Origin of the sequence: Nocardiopsis sp. NPDC057823 (assembly GCF_042797335.1) — a bacterium.
Classification (GTDB): Bacteria; Actinomycetota; Actinomycetes; order Streptosporangiales; family Streptosporangiaceae; genus Nocardiopsis; species Nocardiopsis changdeensis.
Genome location: NZ_JBHVLR010000001.1, coordinates 599,434 through 621,245 on the forward strand (window position 1 = coordinate 599,434; position 21,812 = coordinate 621,245).

Annotated in this window: 21 protein-coding genes; 16 read left to right on the top strand and 5 right to left on the bottom strand. The window is 74.4% G+C overall.

All coding sequences use genetic code 11. The features are described from left to right. Positions 1 to 337: 337 nt before the first annotated feature. The 3 genes from ACFVNO_RS02790 (at position 338) to ACFVNO_RS02800 (ending at position 2,227) form a co-directional block, all read left to right on the top strand. Positions 338 to 1,033 (top strand): ferritin-like fold-containing protein, encoded by a 696-nt coding sequence (locus tag ACFVNO_RS02790; protein ID WP_355256568.1) that lies wholly within the window; start codon positions 338 to 340, stop codon positions 1,031 to 1,033. Positions 1,034 to 1,267: 234 nt separating this feature from the next. Then, positions 1,268 to 1,579 (top strand): DUF6401 family natural product biosynthesis protein, encoded by a 312-nt coding sequence (locus ACFVNO_RS02795; protein WP_220564986.1) that lies wholly within the window; start codon positions 1,268 to 1,270, stop codon positions 1,577 to 1,579. 405 nt (positions 1,580 to 1,984) lie between these two features. After that, complete coding sequence (locus tag ACFVNO_RS02800) at positions 1,985 to 2,227, top strand: hypothetical protein (RefSeq protein WP_220564987.1); 243 nt, start codon at positions 1,985 to 1,987, stop codon at positions 2,225 to 2,227. A gap of 129 nt (positions 2,228 to 2,356) precedes the next feature. On the opposite strand, the gene ACFVNO_RS02805 is transcribed toward ACFVNO_RS02800, so the two are convergent. The 3 genes from ACFVNO_RS02805 to ACFVNO_RS02815 all read right to left on the bottom strand — a co-directional run bounded on the left by ACFVNO_RS02805 (position 2,357) and on the right by ACFVNO_RS02815 (position 4,512). After that, complete coding sequence (locus tag ACFVNO_RS02805) at positions 2,357 to 3,169, bottom strand: hypothetical protein (protein ID WP_355256572.1); 813 nt, start codon at positions 3,167 to 3,169, stop codon at positions 2,357 to 2,359. 280 nt (positions 3,170 to 3,449) lie between these two features. Beyond that, positions 3,450 to 4,100 carry a TetR/AcrR family transcriptional regulator gene (locus ACFVNO_RS02810; protein ID WP_355256575.1) on the bottom strand — a complete coding sequence of 217 codons (651 nt, stop codon included), beginning with the start codon at positions 4,098 to 4,100 and terminating at the stop codon, positions 3,450 to 3,452. 193 nt (positions 4,101 to 4,293) lie between these two features. Then, on the bottom strand, positions 4,294 to 4,512 hold the full coding sequence (locus tag ACFVNO_RS02815; protein ID WP_355256578.1) for a hypothetical protein: 219 nt from the start codon (positions 4,510 to 4,512) through the stop codon (positions 4,294 to 4,296). 302 nt (positions 4,513 to 4,814) lie between these two features. On the opposite strand from ACFVNO_RS02815, the gene moeZ reads away from it, so the two are divergent. From moeZ to ACFVNO_RS02845, 6 genes are all read left to right on the top strand, one after another. Beyond that, on the top strand, positions 4,815 to 5,978 hold the full coding sequence (moeZ, locus tag ACFVNO_RS02820) for an adenylyltransferase/sulfurtransferase MoeZ (RefSeq protein WP_355256581.1): 1,164 nt from the start codon (positions 4,815 to 4,817) through the stop codon (positions 5,976 to 5,978). 141 nt (positions 5,979 to 6,119) lie between these two features. Further along, on the top strand, positions 6,120 to 6,506 hold the full coding sequence (locus tag ACFVNO_RS02825; RefSeq protein WP_378888700.1) for an SPW repeat protein: 387 nt from the start codon (positions 6,120 to 6,122) through the stop codon (positions 6,504 to 6,506). Positions 6,507 to 6,598: 92 nt separating this feature from the next. Beyond that, positions 6,599 to 6,925, top strand: a complete 327-nt coding sequence (locus ACFVNO_RS02830) for an MGMT family protein (RefSeq protein WP_220564993.1) — start codon at positions 6,599 to 6,601, stop codon at positions 6,923 to 6,925. Positions 6,926 to 7,011: 86 nt separating this feature from the next. Further along, positions 7,012 to 10,152: an ATP-dependent helicase gene (locus ACFVNO_RS02835; RefSeq protein ID WP_378889208.1), complete on the top strand. Its 3,141-nt coding sequence runs from the start codon at positions 7,012 to 7,014 to the stop codon at positions 10,150 to 10,152. Then, a complete protein-coding gene (locus ACFVNO_RS02840; protein WP_355256588.1) occupies positions 10,145 to 13,528 on the top strand; it encodes an ATP-dependent DNA helicase in 3,384 nt (1,127 codons plus the stop codon). The genes ACFVNO_RS02835 and ACFVNO_RS02840 overlap by 8 nt, the downstream gene beginning before the upstream one ends. A 41-nt stretch (positions 13,529 to 13,569) precedes the next feature. After that, the gene (locus ACFVNO_RS02845) at positions 13,570 to 14,454 is read left to right on the top strand and encodes a phosphotransferase family protein (protein ID WP_378888704.1); all 885 of its coding nucleotides are present in this window, start codon (positions 13,570 to 13,572) and stop codon (positions 14,452 to 14,454) included. A gap of 77 nt (positions 14,455 to 14,531) precedes the next feature. On the opposite strand, the gene ACFVNO_RS02850 is transcribed toward ACFVNO_RS02845, so the two are convergent. Continuing rightward, positions 14,532 to 15,158, bottom strand: a complete 627-nt coding sequence (locus ACFVNO_RS02850) for an NAD(P)H-binding protein (RefSeq protein WP_355256594.1) — start codon at positions 15,156 to 15,158, stop codon at positions 14,532 to 14,534. Between the two features lie 102 nt (positions 15,159 to 15,260). Here ACFVNO_RS02850 and ACFVNO_RS02855 point away from each other — a divergent pair, with 102 nt between their 5' ends. Further along, a complete protein-coding gene (locus ACFVNO_RS02855; RefSeq protein ID WP_378888708.1) occupies positions 15,261 to 15,620 on the top strand; it encodes a winged helix-turn-helix transcriptional regulator in 360 nt (119 codons plus the stop codon). Positions 15,621 to 15,674: 54 nt separating this feature from the next. Here ACFVNO_RS02855 and ACFVNO_RS02860 read toward each other — a convergent pair whose 3' ends face one another. After that, entirely contained in the window at positions 15,675 to 16,220 is a 546-nt protein-coding gene (locus tag ACFVNO_RS02860; protein WP_378888711.1) for an EF-hand domain-containing protein, read from the bottom strand. A gap of 114 nt (positions 16,221 to 16,334) precedes the next feature. Here ACFVNO_RS02860 and ACFVNO_RS02865 point away from each other — a divergent pair, with 114 nt between their 5' ends. The 6 genes from ACFVNO_RS02865 (at position 16,335) to ACFVNO_RS02890 (ending at position 21,808) form a co-directional block, all read left to right on the top strand. Further along, complete coding sequence (locus ACFVNO_RS02865) at positions 16,335 to 17,114, top strand: GntR family transcriptional regulator (protein ID WP_220564997.1); 780 nt, start codon at positions 16,335 to 16,337, stop codon at positions 17,112 to 17,114. A 138-nt stretch (positions 17,115 to 17,252) separates the two neighbouring features. Further along, positions 17,253 to 18,371, top strand: a complete 1,119-nt coding sequence (locus ACFVNO_RS02870) for a TIGR03364 family FAD-dependent oxidoreductase (RefSeq protein WP_355257097.1) — start codon at positions 17,253 to 17,255, stop codon at positions 18,369 to 18,371. Then, on the top strand, positions 18,368 to 19,039 hold the full coding sequence (locus tag ACFVNO_RS02875; protein ID WP_378888715.1) for a phosphonatase-like hydrolase: 672 nt from the start codon (positions 18,368 to 18,370) through the stop codon (positions 19,037 to 19,039). The genes ACFVNO_RS02870 and ACFVNO_RS02875 overlap by 4 nt, the downstream gene beginning before the upstream one ends. Positions 19,040 to 19,042: 3 nt before the next feature. Next, a complete protein-coding gene (locus ACFVNO_RS02880) occupies positions 19,043 to 20,107 on the top strand; it encodes an ABC transporter ATP-binding protein (RefSeq protein WP_378888718.1) in 1,065 nt (354 codons plus the stop codon). Beyond that, positions 20,104 to 21,024, top strand: a complete 921-nt coding sequence (locus tag ACFVNO_RS02885) for a 2-aminoethylphosphonate ABC transporter permease subunit (protein ID WP_355256618.1) — start codon at positions 20,104 to 20,106, stop codon at positions 21,022 to 21,024. Before ACFVNO_RS02880 ends, ACFVNO_RS02885 begins: the two co-directional genes overlap by 4 nt. After that, entirely contained in the window at positions 21,011 to 21,808 is a 798-nt protein-coding gene (locus ACFVNO_RS02890; protein ID WP_378888722.1) for an ABC transporter permease, read from the top strand. The genes ACFVNO_RS02885 and ACFVNO_RS02890 overlap by 14 nt, the downstream gene beginning before the upstream one ends. Positions 21,809 to 21,812: the final 4 nt, after the last annotated feature.

Consider the following 21,812-nt stretch of genomic DNA (forward strand, 5'->3'; position numbering starts at 1 on the left):
GCGCGCTCCCGTTCTCCTTCGGGGGCCCGCCGTGGTTCGTCGGGTTCGTCCGCGCGGTCGTCGGTCGCCCTGGGGCGGCCGGATCGCGCGGCGGGGCGCGGCATCCGTGGGACACCGCTGCGTGCGGGAACGTACCCGCGGGTGTGAGAAGGGGTCCGTGTCGGTCCGCACGCGCAGGTCGTCACGGAGAGTCTAGCCGGTGACCCGCCCGGCGGACGTGGCCGCCATCCGTAGCGGGACGGCATGGACCTACCCGTTCCCAGCTGGTGCAACCGTGCCGTTCGGACGTTTAGTCCCCGGTTCGGTGTGAGAACGGCCGGGCGATACCCTGGCGCCCATGACCAAAGGCCCCTCTGTGAACCCCGGTGTGATCGATCTCCTCGGCCTGCTGGCCTACGCCGAGCTGGGTTCCTTCTTCCGTCTCGCCGGTGACGCGGTGCTGGCCCCCACCCTGCGCGGCAAGGGCCGCCTGGCGGCGCTGGCCGCCACGGAGCAGGCCCACTACCAGGTGCTCCGCGACCGCCTGGAGGAGCTGGGGGTCGACCCGGAGGAGGCGATGGCCCCGTTCGTGGAGCCGCTGGACGCCTGGCACGAGCGCACCGAGCCCAAGACCTGGCTGGAGAGCCTGGTCAAGACCTATGTCGCGGACGGGATCGCGGGCGACTTCTACCGCAGGGTGGCCGAACTGGCCGACGACGAGACCCGCACCCTGGTCGAGGGCGTCCTCGCGGAGACCGGCCGCGCCGAGTTCGTCGCCGAGACCGTGCGCGAGGCCCTGGCCGAGGACCCGGTCCTGGCCGGCCGGCTGTCGCTGTGGGCCCGCCGCCTGGTCGGCGAGGCGCTGGGCCAGGCCCAGTCCGTGGCCGTGCGCCGGCCCCGCCTGGCGGCCCTGCTCGCCGAGGGCGTCGACCGGCCGGAGACCGGCGGGGAGGACACCACCGGCCTGGGCGACCTGGCCGCGGTGAGCCGCATGTTCGCCTCCCTCACCGACCGGCACGCGGGCCGCCTGGAGGCCATGGGCCTGAGCGCCTGAACCCCGTCCGCGGGCGCCGTCCGGGGCCGTCCGGCCCGCCCGGCCCGCCCGGCCGCGCCGGGTTACCCGCGCGGGCCCGTTCCGATTCCCCCTCGTACCCGTTCTTGACCCGCGCTTGGGGACACTCTGGTCAAGGGCGGGTAATTTCCAACACTTTCGTGACGATCGGTTGGGGCGCGGACGTAAACTCGATGAAGTTTCCCGTGTCTCGACCACCCCTGAGTAGGTACTTCCATGCCCCGTGGGACCTCAGTGCGCCACCCGTTGGCCGGACTCACCCGTGACTTCCACAAGATCGGCCCCCTCGCCGGTCCGATCGACCCCTGGATGTGCGCTGAGCTGGACCAGCACGCCGCGCAGGTGTGCGACGGCATCGCCTCCTCCGGCGGCGAGGTGACCGCCCGGACCCTGGGCACCTACCTCCACGGGTTCCTCGACGGCTGCCTCGAGCGGGGCTGGGACTCCGCGGCCGTCGAGTACGACTGGGAGACACTCCGCGTCCTCGCGATCTGCCGCTTGGCCAAGGAGCGCGGTTTCGTCCGCTAGGTTGTTGCCAACCGCAGGCACCGTTGTGACCGACGACGCGCCGTCCCCGAGGACGCGTTCGGTGGATGCTTCCGCGCGGTCGGCGCGGCGAGCGGCGGCCCGGCCGTTCCGCGGAGGCATCGCGCCGGAGGCGTTCCCGAGGCCGGCGGCGGTCGACGGGCGGACCCGGAACGGTATGCCGGACACGCCCTCGGTCACCCGCCCTGCCCGTTCACCGGCGAAAACCCCTTCACGGGCCTAGGCTGGGGACATCGGCGACCCCACGGCGGCCGGACACGCGCCCCGACGAACCGGGCGCGGACCTGCGGAATGCAACGTGGGATGCACGGTGTTATGCCGGTCCGGGACGGACCGGACGCCGTGACTGGCGGAGCGGCCCGCAGGAGCCGCGAGAAAGGAATGCGAATGAGGAGCGGTCGGCACGGGGCGGCGCGCCCACCGGTCGGCGTCCTGATCCAGCAGGATCGCGTCGACTTCGCGCTTTTCGCACTGATCTTCGTCGTCGCGGTGGCCTCGATGGTCTTCACCGGGCCGGGCAGCGTCGTCTTCTGGCTGGCGCTGCTGCCCATGATCGCCACCGTGGTGCTGGCCGTCCGGCGGATCGAGCACCTGTCCCGCCTCGAGCTGCGGGACTCGGAGTTCCTGTAGCCGGCGACGGCGCACGACAGCGGGAGGGCGGGGCCTCGAGGCCCCGCCCTCCCTTGTCTCCTTCGTCTTGTACCTCTGCGATCCCGAGCCCCCTTTCCCTCGACTGCACGCCTGTGGCGTCCGTACCCGTCAGACGCCGCCCTCGGGGCGCTCGCCCGTGCCCGGCGCACCCGGGCCGGTGCGCACTCCGGCGGTGCGGGCGTCCTCGGCACCGGCCGGTCCGGTGGTCGCGGGACGGTCCATGGCGGCCTTGCGGCCCGCCTCGTAGCTGCTCTTGTCGGCCAGGCGGCCGGTCTCCTCCTCCGCGCGGTCCAGCCAGCGGTCCCAGCGCGACTGCATCGGCCGGATCAGGCCGCCGCCGACGCCCACCACGATGACGCCGCCGACGGTGGCCAGCACGGCGACGAGCACCGGCGTGGTCACGGTCGTGGCGATGCCCATCTGGTTGAGCGCCGCGATGACACCGAGGGCCAGGATGGCCACGGCGGCGATGTTGGCCAGTAGCCGGCCGTACGAGAGGCCGCCCAGTGCGTTGCTGACGATGTCGCGGACCGCCTTGGCGATCATCGCGGTCACCACCACGATGACCAGCGCGACGATGCCGCGCGGCATCCAGGCGATGACCTCGTTCAGGAGGGTGCTCACCGGGTTCGGTCCGAAGACGTTGAACGCGAGGGTGAACACGAACAGCAGGGCGACGTAGTAGATGATCTTGCCGCACAGCTCACTGGCGCTCCAGTTGCTGCGCTCGAAGTACTCGCCCACCCCGCCGCGGTGGAGGGCGCGGTCCAGCCCGACCCCGTGCAGCGCCTTGCCGACCGCCTTGCCCACGAGCCAGGCGATGATCCAGCCCACTACGAGGACGACCAGGAAGCCGGCCAGCAGTGGTACGAAGCTCGCCACCATCTGCCAGGCCGTCATCAGACCCTGACCCACATCCATGACGTCTTCACCCCCAAGTCGCTCCGTTCGGTCGTACCGAATGGTCGCCGTTCGGAACGGCGAAAAGAGGCGCGGTGCCTCTCACCCCGCCGATACCCGGAGTGCCCGGTTCAAATCCTTTATCGGAGCAGGTCGGAAGGTATTGCCTTTTCTTGGGAATTCTCTGGCCGGAAAAAGGGGCGCGGATCATTGCCGGTAGTGGACAATGCGCCGGCCCGGGGCGGCCGCGCACGGCGGAGGGCCCCGGTCGCCCGGGGCCCTCCGTGGTGGTGTGCGGGGGTCAGGAGTCCTGGCCGGCCGGCTGCCCCTCGCCGCGGTGCAGGTCCCAGCCGCTGATACCGCGCCAGGCCAGCCGGGCCACCAGCAGTTCGGCGGCGTCCTTGGGAACCGAGCCCTGGGTGTTGATCCAGTAGCGGGCGCTGGTCTCGGCCATGCCGACCAGCCCTATGCTCAGCAGGTGCGCCTCCTCGTCGGAGATGCTGGTGTCCTGTCGGATGACCTCGCCGATCAGCTCGGCGCAGCGCTGGAAGGTCTGCTCGCTCTTCTCGCGCACCGCCGGGAGATTGCGCAGGTCCGATTCGAAGACCAGGCGGAACGCCTCGCCGTCGCCGGCCACGAAGTCGAAATACGCGCGGAAACTCGCGATGACCCGCTGGCGGTTGTCATCGGTGCTCTCCAGCGCCTCGCGCTGCTTTTCGACCAGCGCCTCGGAATGCTCTTCCAGGAGGGCGAGGTACAGCTCCAGCTTCCCCGGGAAGTGCTGGTAGAGGACCGGCTTGCTCACCCCCGCGCGCTCGGCGATCTCGTCCATCGCGGCCGCGTGGTACCCGCGGGCGACGAAGATCTCCTGCGCGGCGGCGAGGAGCTGTCGGCGGCGCCTGACCCGGGGCAGACGGGTGCCCCGGGAGCGGGCGTCTGAAGGAGCTGTCACACCCACACCCTCCGAACTCGGCATGGCAGATGCACGCCATCATCGGACATCTGCGTGGCTGGCGCCGTCGTGCGCGCGTCCCCGTCACAGGGTGCGCTCCACGGCGTTTTCCGCCATCTTACTCCTGCGTAAGTTACCTGTGACATAGGGATTCGTCCCGCGGAACGAGACGGCGCGGGCCGGTGGCCGCCGATCAGCGCCGATCGTCGTCGTCGGCCCCGGCCTCGCGCAGCTGCTCCACGACGTCGGCCTCGTTCGCGTCCGGGAGCTCCCCGCCCCCGGCGCGCTCCAGCCAGTGCTCGTCGTCCTCCGCGTCGGAGGCGGACAGCCGCTGTTCGGCGGCGTCGGCCTCGGGGACCGCTGCGTCCGGGTCCTCCGCGGGTGCGGGACGTGTCCTCGGGTCCTCGGTCACGGGTGCCTCCCCCAGTCGACGGACGTACCACCGACACTACTCTCCGCCGCGCCGCGGGGGGCGGAGGGGAATGGATCGGCGGGTCAGGGCGGTTGCCGACGAGAGGGGGCGGCCGAGGTCCGGCGGCTCGGGCGGGTGTCCGCCACTGTGCCCGTCGACACCGCCCCGGGGGTGGGAATGGAAAACCCCACCCGTTAGGTTGGGTATAAGAGCAAGCACGCTTCGCGCCCCGCGACCCCTGCGCCCGTGGTCCTCCTGCTTCGGGCGGTGTGAAGCATCACGAACAGACATGAGGAGTCACCGTGTCGCTGCCGCCGCTGGTGGAACCAGCTGACGAGCTGACCGTGGACGAGGTGCGCCGCTATTCGCGACACCTGATCATCCCCGACGTGGGCATGGACGGGCAGAAGCGCCTGAAGAACGCCAAGGTGCTCGTCGTCGGTGCGGGCGGGCTGGGTTCCCCGGCGCTGCTCTACCTCGCCGCCGCGGGTGTGGGCACCCTCGGCATCATCGACTTCGACGTCGTGGACGAGTCCAACCTCCAGCGCCAGGTCATCCACGGCCAGAGCGACGTGGGCCGCCCCAAGGCCGAGTCGGCCCGCGACAGCATCAAGGAGGTGAACCCCAATGTGACGGTGATCCTCCACCAGGACCGCCTGGACTCCGACAACGCGCTGGAGATCTTCGCGGACTACGACCTGATCCTGGACGGGACCGACAACTTCGCGACCCGCTACCTGGTCAACGACGCCGCGGTCATCCTGAACAAGCCGTACGTGTGGGGTTCCATCTACCGCTTCGACGGCCAGGTCAGCGTCTTCTGGAACGAGTACGGGCCGCAGTACCGCGACCTGTACCCCGAGCCCCCGCCGCCCGGCATGGTCCCCTCCTGCGCCGAGGGCGGTGTCCTGGGCGTGCTGTGCGCCTCCATCGGGTCCGTCATGGTGAACGAGGCCATCAAGCTGATCACCGGGATCGGTGAGCCGCTGGTGGGCCGCCTGCTCATCTTCGACGCCCTGGAGATGTCCTGGCGCGAGGTGAAGGTCCGCAAGGACCCCGACACCCAGCCGGTGACCGAGCTCATCGACTACGAGGCGTTCTGCGGCGTCGTCTCCGACGAGGCCAGCGAGGCCGCGGCCGGGTCGACGATCACCGCGGGCGAGCTCAAGGACCTCCTCGACAACAAGCCCGACGAGATCTTCCTCGTGGACGTCCGCGAGAAGAACGAGTACGAGATCGTCAGCATCCCGGGCGCCACGCTCATCCCCAAGGGCGAGTTCCTCAACGGCAAGGCCTTCGAGAAGCTCCCCCAGGACAAGCGCGTGGTCCTGCACTGCAAGTCGGGCGTGCGCTCGGCCGAGGCGCTGGCCGCGGTCAAGGCCGCGGGCTTCTCCGACGCGGTGCACGTCGGCGGCGGCGTCCTGGCCTGGGTCAACCAGATCGACCCCAGCCTGCCCAGCTACTGAGCGGCCTGTCATAGCGCGTCGCGGACGGCGCCGGGGCGATCCCGGCGCCGTCCGCCGTATGCGGGCGCCCGATTGGGTACAAGACCTCCCAGGGGCCGCCGATCGAACGTCGGGGCGGCCCCGCCGCAGGGAGGTGGCACCATGCGTGAAAAGGGACGCCGGGCCGACTGGATGGCGATCGCCGCCGGTCTGGCGCTGGGGATCAGCTTCGTCTGGCACGGGATGTACGGGTTCAGCGGCGGAGTGCTGTTCGTGCTCGGGCTGGGGGTCATCATGGCCGCCGTCGTCTCCCTCACCCGCCCCGGCGCGCTCTCCGGGGAGATCGCGGTGCTGGCGATCGGCGTGCTCGTGTTCGCGATGCCCTGGCTGCTGGGCTACACGCACCTGGCCCCGGCCGCGTGGACGGCCTGGATCATCGGCGCCGCCATCGCCGTGCTCGGCGCCTACGGCCTGGTCCGGGCCCGCCAGACGCGGCGGCGCGACCCCGACTCCGTCTGGAGCGCCCACGTCAACGAGATCCCGACCTGACCGGGAGCGCGACGCGGGGCCGGTGCCGTGCGGCACCGGCCCCGCGTGTTCCCGGCGTCGCGTCCGTCGGCGGCCCTCGCTAGGGTGTGGCCGTGTTCACCGATGAGGACGGCGGGCCCGACGAGTACGCCGACGAGGTCCTGGCCGTGGTCGAGCGGATCCCGCCGGGGAGGGTGATGTCCTACGGGGACATCGCCGAGTACGTGGGCCGGGGAGGCCCCCGGCAGGTCGGCTCCGTCATGTCCACCTGGGGCGGCGGCGTCCCCTGGTGGCGGGTGGTCCGGGCCGACGGCAGCCCCGCCTCCGGACACGAGGTGAGAGCCTTGTCGCACTATGCCGCGGAGGCCACTCCGCTGCGGCCCGGAAGCGACCGTGTGGACATGCGCAAGGCCCGGTGGGACGGGGAAAGCGGAGGCTGAGGGCACCTCGCGGGCTCCCCGGGCCGTCCGGGACGGTCGGCACCCTCTGGTGAACTGGTGGGGTGAACACATCCCCGTACCGTCTCGTGCGGCGCCCCCACCGGGTGCAGCCGCCGCCGGTGCTGGACGAGAACCAACGCAAGGTCGTCGACCACGAGGGCGGCCCCCTCCTGGTGCTCGCCGGTCCCGGCACCGGCAAGACCACCACCATCGTCGAGGCCGTCGTCGACCGCATCGACAACAGGGGCGTGGACCCCTCCCGCATCCTGGTCCTCACCTTCGGCCGCAAGGCCGCGCAGGAGCTGCGGGAGCGCATCACCGGGCGGCTGCGCCGCACCACCCGGGAGCCCCTCGCCCTGACCTTCCACGGCTACGCCTACGCGCTCATCCGCCGCGAGTTCCAGCGCATGGGCGACCTGCCGCCCCGCCTGCTGTCCGGCCCCGAGCAGCTGATGGAGATACGCGAGCTCCTGCGCTGGGAGGCCGCGGACGGCGGTTCCGCCTGGCCCGAACGCCTGCGCCCGGCCCTGGAGACCCGCGGCTTCGCCGAGGAGCTGCGCGACTTCCTGATGCGCGCGGAGGAGCGCGGCCTGGGCCCCGACGCCCTGGCCCGGCTGGGCCGCGAGCGCGGCCGCGACGACTGGGAGGCCGCGGCCGGGTTCCTGGCGCGGATGAACGGCCGGTTCGACATCGCCCCCGTGCCCACCCTCAACTACGCCGAGCTGGTGCGGATCGCCGCCGGACTGCTCTCCGACCCCGCGGTGCAGGAGCGCGAGCGCTCGGCGCACGAGACCGTGTTCGTCGACGAGTACCAGGACACCGACCCGGCCCAGGAGGAACTCCTCCAGGCCCTGGCGGGCGACGGTCGCGACCTCATCGCCGTCGGCGACCCCGACCAGTCCATCTACGGGTTCCGCGGCGCCGAGGTGCGCGGCATCCTGGAGTTCCCCGACCGCTTCCGCACGGTCCGCCGCACGCCCGCCCCCGTGGTGGCGCTGCGCACCTCCCGCCGCAGCGGCTCCGGCCTGCTGGCCGCCTCGCGGGCGGTCACCCGCCGCCTGCCCGCCGTCGCCTCCGCGCCCGGCCGCGTCAACGAGCACCGCGAACTGGTCCCCGCCGCCGGGGTGCCCGCCGGGAGCGTGCGGCTGCTCATGGCCGAGAGCCCCACCCAGGAGGCGGCGGTCATCGCCGACACCCTGCGCCGCGCCCACCTGGTGGACGGCGTCCCCTGGTCGGACATGGCCGTCCTGGTGCGCTCGGCCACCCGCCAGCTGCCGGTGCTGCGCCGCGCCCTGGTCGCCGCGTCGGTGCCGGTCGCCGTCGGCGCCGATGAGCTGCCGGTGGCCGCCGAGCCCATCGTGCGGCCGCTGCTGTCCCTCATCCGGTTCGGGCTGCACCCGGCCGAACTCGACGACGAGGCCGCCCGCGACCTGCTCACCGGCCCCTTCGGCGACGCCGACGCCATCGGCCTGCGCCGCCTCACCCGCGCCCTGCGCCGCCTGGACCTGGACCGGGCCGCCGCCGAGCGCGAGAACGGCGGGGGCGACGGGACCTACCGGCCCGCCTCCCAGCTGCTGGTGGACGCCCTGCGCGAGTCGGCCGACCTCACCCTGGTCGAGCCGGAGGTGGCCGCGCCCGCCCTGCGCATCGCCACCGCCCTGGCCACCGTCCGCGAACTCGACGCCCGCGGCGCCGACGCCGAACAGGTGCTGTGGCGGCTGTGGCGCGACAGCGGCCTGGCCGACCGGCTGCTGCGCGCCAGCCTCGCCGGCGGCCGCCGCGGCGCCGCCGCCGACCGCGACCTCGACGCGGTGGTCGCCCTGTTCGAGAGCGCCGCCCGCTACTGCGACCGGCTGCCCCCCGGCACCCCGGAGGGGTTCCTCGCCGACCTGGCCGCCCAGGAGATCCCCGGCGACAGCCTCGCCGAGCGCGCCCCCGACGGCGAGTCCGTGCGCATCCTCACCGCCCACCGCTCCAAGGGGCTGGAATGGGGCCTGGTGGTGGTCGCCGGGGTCCAGGAGGGCGACTGGCCCGACCTGCGCCTGCGCGGTTCCCTGCTGGGCGTGGAGGAGCTGGTGGACGCCGACGTGCACGGCGCCGACTCCTCCGGGGCCGCCCTGGCCTCCAAGCTGCTCGCCGAGGAGCGCCGCCTGTTCTACGTGGCCCTCACCCGCGCCCGGCACACCCTCGTGGTCACCGCCGTGGGCGGCGACGACGCCGAGCAGCGGCCCTCCCGGTTCCTCAACGAGATGGGCGCGGGCGACCCCGAGCCCGTCGGCACCGGGGTGCGCTGGCTGTCGCTGCCGTCCCTGGTCGCCGACCTGCGCTCGGTGGTCACCGACCGGAACGCGCCCGGCGCCCTGCGCGACGCCGCCGCCGTCCACCTGGCCCGCCTGGCCGAGGAGGGGGTGCGCGGGGCGGACCCCGCCGAGTGGTACGCCCTGACACCCTTCTCCGACGACCGGCCGCTGGCCGGGGAGGGCGACACCATCCGGGTGTCGCCCTCCCAGGTGGAGAGCTTCACCAACTGCCAGCTGCGCTGGCTGCTGGAGCGCGCCGCCGGGGCCTCCTCCGGCGACTCGGCGTCCGCCCTGGGCACCGTCGTGCACGCCGTCGCGGTCCTGGTCGCCCAGGGCACCCCGCCGCAGGACATCTCCCGGCGGATGGACGAGATCTGGGCCGACCTCGACTTCGGCGGCCCCTGGCAGGCCGACAAGCAGCGCGAGCGCGCCGACACCATGGTCCGCAAGCTCCTCACCTGGGACGCCGCCAACGACCGCGAGCTCGTCGTCACCGAGGAGGGGTTCAAGGTCGACGTCGGGGGCATCGAGATCACCGGCCGGGTCGACCGGCTCGAGCGCGACGACCAGGGCCGCGCCGTCGTCGTCGACATCAAGACCGGCGCCGCCAAGGCCGAGGACCTGGACCGCCACCCCCAGCTCGGCGTCTACCAGATGGCCGTCCTCAAGGGGGCCTTCGCCGAACTCGGCCTGGCGCAGCCCGGCGGGGCGATGCTCGTCCAGCTCGGCGAGAAGCTCAAGAACGCCCGAGAGCAGGTCCAGCGCCCCCTCGGCGAGGACCCCGACCCCCGCTGGGCCCAGGACCTCGTCACCGAGGTCGCCGCCGGTATGGGCGGCTCCCGGTTCACCGCCACCCGCAACAAGGGATGCAGGTCGTGCGCCGTGCGCGCCTGCTGCCCGGTCCAAGACGAGGGCAGACATGTCTGAAGCCCACCCCCGTTTCACCCCCGCCGAACTCGCCCGCGTCCTCGGGCAGCCCGAACCCACCGCCGAGCAGTCCGAGGTGATCTCCGCCCCCCTCGAACCCGCGGTGGTCATCGCGGGCGCCGGTTCGGGCAAGAGCGAGACCATGGCCTCCCGCGTGGTGTGGCTGGTCGCCAACGGGTACGTGCGGCCCGAGCAGGTCCTCGGCCTCACCTTCACCCGCAAGGCCACCGCCGAGCTGGCCGAGCGCGTGCGCAAACGCCTGGACCAGGTGCGCGACAGGCTCGGTGAGGAGGTCGTCGGCGAGGGCGTGCTGGACGGCGAGCCCACCGTGTCCACCTACAACGCCTACGCGGGGCGCATCGTCGCCGACCACGCCCTGCGCGAGGCCGTCGAGCCCACCGCCCGGCTGCTCAGCGAGGGCCAGTCCTGGCAGCTCGCCGCCCGGGTGGTCGGCGAGTACGACGGTCCGATGGACCTGGTCAACGTGGGCGCGGACACCGTCATCGAACGCGTGCTGCACCTGTCCGGCGAGATCGCCGACCACCTCACCACGGTCGAGCGGGTGCGCGGCATCGGGCGGTGGATCCAGTCCCAGGTGGACGCCCTGCCCAAGAGGCCCACCGCCGACACCCGGGACCTGGTCGGCACCCAGCGCCGCCGGGAGCAGCTGCTGCCCCTGGTGGAGCGCTACGACCACGCCAAGCACTCCCGCGAGGCCATGGACTTCGGCGACCAGATGGCCCTGGCCGCGCGCATCGCCGAGAACCACCCCGAGGTGGGGCTGGTGGAGCGCAGCAGGTTCCGGGTCGTGCTGCTGGACGAGTACCAGGACACCAGCCACGCCCAGCTGGTGCTGCTGCGCTCCCTGTTCGGCGACGGCCACGCCGTGACCGCGGTCGGCGACCCCTGCCAGTCCATCTACGGGTGGCGGGGGGCGATCGCCGCCAACCTCACCCGGTTCCCCACCGACTTCCCGGCCGCGCCGGGGCGGCCCGCGGCCGTGCGCAGGCTGTCCACCAGCTTCCGCAACGGCGAGCGCATCCTGGGCGTGGCCGGATGGATCTCCGAGGAGCTGCGCGCCGAGGCCGCCGAGGTGCCGGTGCTGTACCCGGGGCCGGCCCGGCGCGGGCGCGGGCGGGCCGACGTCGCCCTGTTCCGCACCGAGTCCGAGGAGGCGGCCTGGATCGCCTCGCGCATCGCCGAACTGGTCAAGGGGGTGCGCCGCGACCCGGAGACCGCGCCGGACGGGATGCCCTGGCCGCCGGGCGAGTCCGGCGGCGCCCAGGACGGGGGAGTGTCCCCGGGCGACGTCGCCGTGCTGTGCCGCCGCCGAGCCCAGTTCCCGGCCCTGCGCGAGGAACTGGAGGCGCGTGGCGTCCCGGTCGAGGTCGTGGGCCTGGGCGGGCTGATGCTCGTCCCGGAGGTGCGCGACATCATCGCCACCCTGCGCGTGGTGCACGACGCCGCCGCGGGCAACGAGCTGGCCCGCCTGCTCACCGGGCCGCGCTGGCGGTTCGGGCCCCGCGACCTGGCCTCCCTGGGGGCGCGCGCCACCGAACTGGCCCGCCACTCCCGCCGCGACCTCACGGGGGACGGGCCGGACGGGGCGGGGGACGACGTGCTGCGCCGCACCGTCCTGGACCTCACCGCGGAGAGCGGCAGCCTCGTGGACGCGGTCGACGACCCGGGGGACGCCGAGAACTACTCCGAGACCGGGTACGCGCGCCTGCTGCGCCTGTCCGAGGAGCTGCGCGGCCTGCGCAAGCTGGTCGGGCAGCCGCTGCCGGACCTCATCACCGAGGTCGAGCGCGTTCTGGGCCTGGACATCGAGGTGGCGGCCCGCAGCGGGCGCGACCCGCTGTCGGCCCGCGCCGATCTGGACGCGTTCGTGGACCACGCCGTCCGGTTCGTCGGCAACAGCGACGATCCCTCATTGGGCAGCTTCCTGAGCTACCTGCGCGCCGCGGAGGAGAACGAGAGCGGCCTGGCGCCGGGGGAGCGGGTCGGCGGGTCGGACAGCGTCAAGCTCATGACCATGCACGGGGCCAAGGGGCTCCAGTGGCCGGTGGTGTTCGTGCCGGGCATCAGCGGCGGGCGCAACCCGGTGTTCCCGGCGTCGCCGCGCCACGCCAAGGCGTGGGTCGCGGCCGACCACCTGCTGCCGTACCCGCTGCGCGGCGACCGGGCGAGCCTGCCCGAGCTGACCGGTGTGGACAAGCAGGCCATCGCCGCGTTCAAGGAGGAGGAGGCGGCCCGCCACCTCACGGAGGAGCGCCGCCTCGCCTACGTGGCGGTCACCCGGGCGTCCTTCCTCCTCGTGTGCACCGGGCACTGGTGGGGGCGCACCGGCACCACGCCGCGCGGCCCGTCGGTCTTCCTGGAGGAGATACGCGAGGCCTGCGAGCAGGGGGCGGGGCGGGTGGTCGACTGGGCCGACCCGCCCGAACTCGACGAGACCAACCCGCACGACGAGGAGGAGGGCGAGGCCGTGTGGCCGCCCCTCCAGGGCGACCCGCAGAGCGACGGCGAGGCCACCCCGGACACGCTCGCCCAGGTGGAGGGCGCGGTGACCCGCCGGACGGAGATCGAGGCGGGCGCCGCGCTGGTGGAGCGGGCCCGCGCGGCGCTGCGCGAGGGCAGGGCGGTGCCGCCGGACCCGGCGCGCTACGAGAAGCTGGGGCGCCGGCTCCAGGGGTGGGAGCGCGACACGGGGCTGCTGCTGGCCCACCGCGCCCGCGAGGCCCGGCGGGCCGAGGACGGCACGGTGCCGGTGGAGCTGCCCGACCACCTGTCCGTGTCCTCCATGGTGTGGCTGGCCCGCGACCCGTCGGGGCTGGCCCGCCAGATCCGGCGGCCGCTGCCCCGGCCCCCGGCCCCCCACACCCGGCGGGGGACCGCGTTCCACACCTGGCTGGAGCGCCGCTTCGGGCTGGGCACGGCCACCCTCCTGGACGAGCTGCCGGGGGCGGCCGACGAGACGGCGGGGGAGGACGACGACCTGGCCGAGCTCCAGACGCTCTTCGAGGAGAGCGAATGGGGCGGGCGGATCCCGGTCGAGGTGGAGGTGCCGTTCGAGACGGTGATCGGGGACCGGCTCATCCGCGGGCGGATGGACGCGGTGTTCCACGACCCGGAGAAGGGCTACGACGTCGTGGACTGGAAGACGGGGCGGCCGCCGCGGGGCGCGGCGGAGCGGCGGGCGGTCGGCGTGCAGCTGGCGGCGTACCGGCTGGCGTGGGCGGACCTCCAGGGGGTGCCGCTCGACGAGGTGCGCGCGGCCTTCCACTACGTCCGCGCCAACGAGACGGTCCGTCCCACCGACCTGCTCGACGCCGACGGCCTGGCGGCCCTCATCGCCTCCGTCCCCGAGCCCTGACCGGGGCGCGGGGACGGGCGGGCGTGCGAGGATCGGCGGCGATGGAGACGATCGCGGCCGCCGTCGCCGCCCGCCACGGGATACCGCCCGCCGACGTGCGCCCGCTCCCCGCGGGTGCGGCCAACCACGTCCTGGCCCTGGGGGAGTCCCTCGTGCTGCGCGTCCCCCGGGGGCCGGACCACGAGGCCGACCTGCGCAAGGAGGCGGCGCTCATCCCGGTGGTGCGCGCCGCGGGGGTCCTCACCCCGGAGCTGGTCGAGTACCGCGAGGGCGAGCCGCCGACGATGCTGCTGGAACGCCTCCCGGGCACCGACCTGGTCGGCCGCGCCCCGGGCCGGGACGTGCTGCTCGACCTGGGCCGCCGGCTCGCCGCGCTGCACGCGGTCCCGGCCGACGCCCTGCCCGGCCTGCCCCGGGAGACCGGGGACCCCGACCCGGCCGCGCTGGTCGGAAGGGTGCACGCCGCGGGGTACATCGACGCCGACACGGCCGGCCTGCTGCGCGCCTGGTGCGCCGGACTCGCACCGCTGGTCCCCGCCGCGGCGGCCTCCGCGCCGGTCCACGGGGACATAGCCCCGCAGAACCTGATCGTGACCCCCGAAGGCGCCCTCGCCGGGATCGTGGACTGGGGCGACGCCGCCGTCGCCGACCCGGCCACCGACTTCGCGAAGCTCCCTCCGGCCTGGCTGCCCGCCGTCCTGGAGGGCTACGGCGTCCCGGGCATGGAGGCCCGGGTGCTGTGGCACCACCTCGCCTGGGCGCTCGGCCGCCTGCTGCGGCCCGACCCTGTCCTGGGGCGGCGCCACTGGACCGCGCCGCCCCTGAGCCGGATCCTCGCCCTGCTGCTGTTCTTCGCCTCCGACCCGCCGGACCCCTGGCCCCGCCTCGGCCCGGGAGCCCTCCCGTCCGCGCCCGCCGCCGGGTGACGCCCGCCGGGGTCGAGGCCGGGGCCGGGTGCGGCCGGCGGACTACGGGGCCGCGCTGTCGGCCGGTGTCCCCGGCGTCACCGGACGCCCTCCACGCCGATGTGGACGCGGTGGTGCCGGGGGTCCTCGATCTCGTCCAGCACCGCCAGGGCGAAGTCCTCCGCGGTGATCGTGCTGTCCGCCGCTCCGGGGGCGACCCGGTAGCGGCCGGTCGGAGCGGACTCCCGGTCGAAGTCCCCCGCCGGGCTCAGCGCCACCCAGTCCGCCGCGCCGCTCCCGGACAGGACCTCCAGGGCCGCGGCGTGCGCCGCGAAGAACGCCCGGTGGTCCGGGTACCCCGGCTCGTCCATCAGCGGGGTCCCCGCCGCCGTCGGCAGCAGGGGGGCCAGCCCCACGTGGACGAGGCGGACCGCCCCGGCGGCCCCCTCGACCAGCGCGCGGGCGTTGGCGGGGAAGAACACCGACGGGTCGGAGCCCTGGTCGTACACGGTGCTCACCAGCGCCCCCCGCCCGCGGGCGGCCTCCCGCACCGACGCCGGGTCCACCGCGTCGACCCGGAGCACCCGCACCCCCTCGCCCGCCAGGTCGGTGTGCCGCTCCGGGGAGCGCACCCCCGCCGTCACCTCGTGGCCGCGGCGCACCGCCTCCGCCACGACCGCGCGCCCCACCCTGCCGCCCGCACCGACGACCACGATCCCGGACATGCCGTACCTCCGATTCCCCGTCGGCCCCGGGTCGGGACCGATCGACCGGGACGCTACCGGGGACCCTGGTTCCCTCCGGGATACCTCGCCTAGACTCACGGCGTGCCCGAACCCCTGGAACCCGACATGTTCGACCCCGTGTGCCCCTCGGCGCTCACCCCGATCCGGGTGTCCGGGAGCAAGTGGTCGGCCCTGGTCCTGCGCTGCCTGGAGGACGGCCCGCGCCGCTTCCACGAGCTGCGCGTCCCGATCCGCACCACCGCCAAGGTGCTCACCCGGACGCTGCGCGCCCTGGAGCGCGACGGGTTCGTCTCCCGCTCGGCGGCCTCCGACCGCGGTGTCGAGTACTCCCTGACCGGCCTGGGCCGGGGGATGCTCGACGCGATGGCGCCGGTGTGCGAGTGGACGAGCGAGCACTGGGACGAGCTGGTGGACGCCCACGAGGCGGGTGCCGGCCGCTGAACGCGCGGGGGCGCCGCCGCCCCGTCCCGGACGGCGGCGCCCCCGCGTACGCGCTCAGACCACGCCGAAGACGAAACCGCCGGGGGAGTCGCTGTCCTCGCCGAACAGGAACTGCCGCGCCGACAGCACGAACTCCTCCCGGCTCATGTCCCCGTCCCCGTCCGTGTCCACGTGCGCGAACCGGGTGCGGGCGTCGGCCTCGCCGGCGCCCAGCGCGGCGGCGTACACGAGGAACTCCTCCAGGCTGATCCGCCCGTCGCCGTCCTCGTCCAGCAGGTCGAACACCGCCTCGGCCACCGCCTCGGCCGCGTTGGACCGGCTGCGGTCCTCCGACGCCGCGTGCATGGCCGCGATGAACTCCTGCCGCTCCAGGCGGTCCCCGGCCCCGGAGTACCGCACAAGGCGGTCCCACAGCGACTGGTAGGCCGTCTCGATCGCGTGCGCCTTGGGCTCGGTCGGGTCCAGCGTGTACCCGGTGATGTACCGGTCCACCAGCCGCTGGTAGTCCGCCCAGGTGGCGTACTTGTCCCCGTCGGTGTCGAGTACGTCGAACAGCTCGTTGAACCGGGCGACGATCGCCTCGGAGGGGGTGATGCTCACGTGGTTCCTCCCATCGGTGGGGCGGGTGGTTCCCTCCCCGTCCTGTGAGTCCCATCGTGCCGAAAAGGTTCCCTCCGTGCGCTGTTGGCGGCCCGTTCATCCCGATCGTGGACAATGTCCTGTGTGCCGAGCCCAGGAATCCCCCAGGACAGCGGCGCCCCCGTCCGGGCCGGTGTGCCCGAGCACGGCCGGGTGCCCAAGTACTACGCCGTCCGCATCCGCCTGACGGAGCTGGTCGACGGGCTGGAGGTGGGGCGGACCCTGCCCACCGAGCGGGAGCTCGCCGAACGCTTCGGCGCCGCCCGCGAGACCGTGCGCCAGGCGCTGCGCGACCTCCTCCTGGAGGGGAGGCTGCGCCGCCGCGGCCGGGGCACGGTGGTGGCCGGGCCCAAGCTGGAGCAGCCGCTCTCCCTGGCCAGTTACACCGAGGGCGTCCGCCGCCAGGGGCTGCGCCCGGGGCGGACCCTGGTGGACCTGCGCAGCTGGCCCTGTCCGGAGGGGCTGGCCCGGGAGCTGGACGTCGCCGCGGGCGAACCCGTCTGGCACATGGAGCGCGTGCTGCTCGCCGACGACGAGCGCGTCGGCCTGGAGTCCACCTACATCCCGGTGGCCCGCGTGCCCGGACTGGACAGCGAGTTCGACCCCGACTCCACCTTCTACGGCTACCTGGCGGACAAGGTCGGCATCGTGTTCGCCGACGCGGACGAACGCCTGGAGACGGTGCTGGCCACCCCGCGCGAGGCGCTGCTCATCGGCACTCCGCCGGCCCTGCCGATGCTGCTCATCCACCGGGTGTCGCGGGACGGGGAGGGCCGCCCCTTCGAGCGGGTGCGCTCGCTGTACCGGGGGGACCGGTTCAGCTTCAGCGCCCATCTGTCCGGCGACGGCCGCTGACGCGCACGGGGCCTCCGCCCCGCTTTTTTATCACGAGAAGATAACGGGTCTAGTCCAAAGTTTCGCGCCGGTTCACCGGGACGCCTCTGCGCTGCTCGGTGCGCTCCACCTGCGCCGACCACGCTCGTGGCCATGCGAGTGATCATCGTCGGTGCCGGAGTCCTGGGCACCATGCACGCCTGGCAGGCCGTCTCCCGAGGCCACGAGGTCGTCCACATCGAACGCGAGGACGCCGCCCGCGGCGCCTCGGTCCGCAACTTCGGCCTGGTCTGGGTCGGCGGCCGCGCCCCCGGCGCGGAACTGGCCGCGGCGCAGCGCTCCCGCGTGCTGTGGGAGGAGATCGCCGAACGGGTGCCCGCCCTGGGCTTCCGCCCCTCCGGCTCCCTGACCGTCGCCGCCACCGAGCGCGAACTGGCCGTGGCCGAGGCCGCCGCCCGGAGCCCGGAGGCGGCCGAACGCGGCTACGAGCTCCTCGGCCCCGACCGGGTCCGCGAGGTCAACCCCGCCCTGCGCGGCGACCTGCTGGGCGCCCTGTGGTGCCGCCGCGACGCCCAGGTCGAACCCCGCACCGCCCAGGCCGCGCTCCAGGCCGAGCTGGCCCGCAGCGGACGCTACACCCTGCTGACCGGCCGGGAGGTCCGCGACCTCGCCGGACCGGCCGCCGTGCGCGACGACCGCGACGAGGTCCACCGCGGCGACACCGTCGTCCTGTGCACCGGCGCCTGGCTGGGCGGGCTGGTGCGCGAACTGGTCCCGGACCTGCCGGTGCGCCGGGTCCGGCTCCAGATGGCGCAGACCGCGCCGCTGGGGGAGGCCCTCACCACCTCCGTGGCCGACGGCGACAGCTTCCGCTACTACCCCGCCTACCGGGGCCCGGAGCTGGACGCCCTCAACGCCGCCCAGCCCCAGGGCCCGGTCCCGGCCGGGCACGCGATGCAGCTGCTGATGGTCCAGCGCGCCGACGGCTCGCTCACCATCGGCGACACCCACGAGTACGACGCCCCCTTCTCCTTCGACACCTCCGAGGACCCCTACGACCACCTCGCCGGGGTCGTCACCCGCCTGCTCGGCCGCCCGATGCCGCCGATCCGCCGCCGTTGGGCGGGGGTCTACGCCCAGTGCCTGGACCCCGCCGCCGTCGTCCACCGCGCCGCCGTCGCCGACGGCGTCCACCTCGTCACCGGCCCCGGGGGGCGCGGCATGACCTGCTCCCCGGCGATCGCCGAGACCACCGCCGAAGAACTGGGATGGTCATGACCTCCTCCACCGACATCGAACTCGTCACCCTCGACATGGCGGGCACCACCGTCGCCGACGACGGCCTGGTGGAGCGCGCCTTCGCCGCCGCCCTGCCCGAGCGCACCGCCGCCGACCTGGAGTACGTGCGCGCCACCATGGGCGAATCCAAGATCACCGTGTTCCGCCACCTCACCGGCGGGGACGAGGACCGCGCCCAGGAGGCCAACCGCGCCTTCGAGGACGCCTACGCCCGCCTGGTCGACGACGGCCTGTGCGCGCCCCTGCCCGGCGCCGAGGACACCCTGCGCCGCCTGCGCGCCCAGGGCCGCACCGTCGCCCTGACCACAGGGTTCGGCCGCGACACCCAGGACCGCATCCTGCGTGCCCTGGGCTGGACCGGCCTGCCCGACCTGGTGCTGTGCCCGGCCGACGCGGGCGGCCGCGGCCGCCCCCACCCGGACATGGTCCTCACCGCGGCCCTGCGCGCGAAGGTCTCCGCGATGGCTGCGGTCGCCGTCGTCGGCGACACCGCATCGGACGTGCGCAGCGGGATCAACGCCGGGGCGGGCCTGGTCGCCGGGGTGCTCACCGGCGCCCACGGCGCCGAGGCCCTGCGCGCCGCCGGCGCCGCCCACGTCCTGCCCGGGGTGTCCGGGCTGCCCGCCCTCCTGGACGGGGAGGGCTGACCCGTGGGCATCCGCTTCGACCGCGTCAGCGTCGCCTACGGCGACACCGTCGTCCTGGACGGCCTGGACCTGACCGTCGAGCCCGGGGAGTTCACGGCCCTGCTGGGGCCCTCCGGGTCGGGCAAGACCACCGCCCTGCGCGCCGTCGCCGGGTTCGTCCGCCCCGCCTCGGGCCGGGTGCTGCTCAACGGCCGCGACGTCACGGACCTGCCGCCCCACGCCCGGGGCGTGGGCATGGTGGTGCAGAGCTACGCCCTGTTCCCGCACATGCGCGTCGACCAGAACGTGGCGTTCGGGCTCCGCGCGCAGGGCACCCCGCGCAGGGAGATCCCGGGCCGGGTCGCCCGGGCCCTGGAGATGACCGGCATGGCCGGCTACGCCCGCCGCCACCCGCGCGAGCTCTCCGGCGGCCAGCAGCAGCGGGTGGCGATCGCCCGCGCCCTGGCCATCCGCCCCAAGGTGCTGCTGCTGGACGAGCCGCTGTCGGCGCTGGACGCCCGGCTGCGCTCGGACATGCTCGGCGAGCTGGCCCGCCTGCACCGCGAGCTGCCCGACGTCACCGTCCTCTACGTCACCCACGACCAGAGCGAGGCGCTGACCCTCGCCGACCGGGTGGCGGTGCTGGACCGGGCCCGGCTGCGGGAGTACGACACCCCGCGGGCCCTGTACGCACGGCCGCGCACCGCGTTCACCGCACGGTTCGTCGGCGGCGCCAACCTGCTGCCCGCCCGCCTGGAGGGCGGCCGGGTCCACTGCCTGGGCACGGCCTGGGAACCCGCGCCGGAGGAGCTGCCGGCGGGCGCGGGGGAGGGCGCCGAGCTTCGGGTGTGCCTGCGCCCGCACCGGGTGGTGCCGGGCGGGGCCGAGTACACGCTGCGCGGGGAGGTCTCCGAGGTGCAGTGGCGCGGCTCCGTGCACCGGATCACCGCCCTGGTGGGCGGCCACCCGGTCACCGCCGAAGTCCGGGAAGCGGCCGAGCCGCCCGCCCCGGGCGAGCCCATCTCCCTGGGCTTCACCCGCGCCGACGCCGTCCTGCTGGAGCCGGAGCCGGAGGAGGTGGCCACGTGACCGCCGCGACGGACACGGCCCGGGCCCCGGAGCGCGCCGCCGCCCCGCCGCCGGCCCCGCGGTCCCGGCCGCCCCGGCGCTCCCCCGCCGCGCTGTGGGCGGTGCCCCCGGTGGTGCTGCTGGCCGCGGTCTTCCTGTACCCCCTGCTGCTGGTGGCGGCCGAGTCGGTCACCGACCCCGCGGGCGGCCTCACCCTCGCCCACCACGCCGAGGTGCTGGCCTCCGACCGCTTCCGCTCGGCGCTGGGCACCACCGTGTTCATCGCGGTGACGGCCACCGCCGGATGCCTGGTCCTGGGGTTCCTGCTCGCCCTGGTGGTGGCGTTCGTGCCGTTCCCCGGCAGCGGGGCGACCGCCCGGTTCATCGAGACCTACCTCTCCTTCCCGTCCTTCCTCATCACCCTGGCCCTGCTGTTCGTCTACGGCACCGTCGGCATGGCCAACGGCCTGTGGACCGACGTCACCGGGGCGGACCAGGGGCCCTTCCGGTTCCTGGCCACCCCCTGGGGCGTGATCCTCGCCGAGGTCACCTACTTCACGCCGTTCGTCATGCGCCCGCTGCTGGCCGCGTTCGGGCAGATCGACACCGCCCGCCTGGAGGTCGCCTCCTCCCTGGGCGCCCGCCCGCTGCGGGTGGTGCGGTCGGTGATCCTGCCCGAGGCGCTGCCCGCGCTGGCCGCCGGGGGAGCGCTGGTCCTGGTGCTGTGCCTGAACGAGTTCGCGATCGTGCTCTTCACCGGCGCCAAGGACGTCGTCACCCTGCCGATGCTCGTCTACAGCTCGGCGATCCTGCGGGCCGACTACACCACCGCCTGCGTCGTCGCCGTGGTCAACGCGGCCCTGTCGGTCACCCTCTACCTCGTCTACCGGGCCCTCACCGCCCGCCTGGGAGGAGGCGCCGACCGTGCTCGTGCATAGCCGCGCCGCCCGCCTGACCGTGTGGGCGCTGTTCGCCCTGGTCGTCGTGCCGCTGTTCCTGCTGCCGCTCGGGGTCATCGCCGTCGCCGCGTTCTCCACCTCCTGGAGCGGCGTGCTGCCCTCGGGGCCGACCCTGGACAACGTCTCCGGCGCTCTGGGCGGGCCGAACCTGGAGGCGCTGCGGGTCAGCCTGGCCACCGCCGCCACGGCGAGCGTGCTGGCCCTGGTGCTGGGCACCTGGGCGGCACTGGCCGCCGACGGGCTGCGCCGCCGCGGCCGCGCCCTGATGGATGCCCTGTTCATGACGCCCGTCGCGGTGCCGACCGTGGTGGTGGGCCTGGCCCTGCTGGTGGCGTTCAGCCGCCCGCCGCTGCTGCTCAACGGCACGCAGACGATCGTCATCGCCGCCCACACCGTGCTGGTCACCGCGTTCGCCTACCAGTCGGTGTCGGCCGCGCTCACCCGGCTGGACCCCGTGTACGCGCAGATGGCCGCCTCACTGGGCGCCCGTCCGCTGCGGGTCCTGCTGCGGGTGCGCCTGCCCCTGCTGCTGCCCTCGCTGAGCGCCGCCGCCGGGCTCTGCTTCGCCCTGTCCATGGGCGAGCTGAGCGCCACGATGATGCTCTACCCGCCGTCCTGGCTGCCGCTCCCGGTGCGGATCTTCGCGGCCACGGACCGCGGCGCGCTCTTCGCCGGGGCCGCCTCCGCCCTCGTCCTGATGGCCGCCACCCTGGCCGTCCTCCTGCTGCTGTCCCGGGTCCGCACCCGGGCGGCGTTCCGCTGAGCCC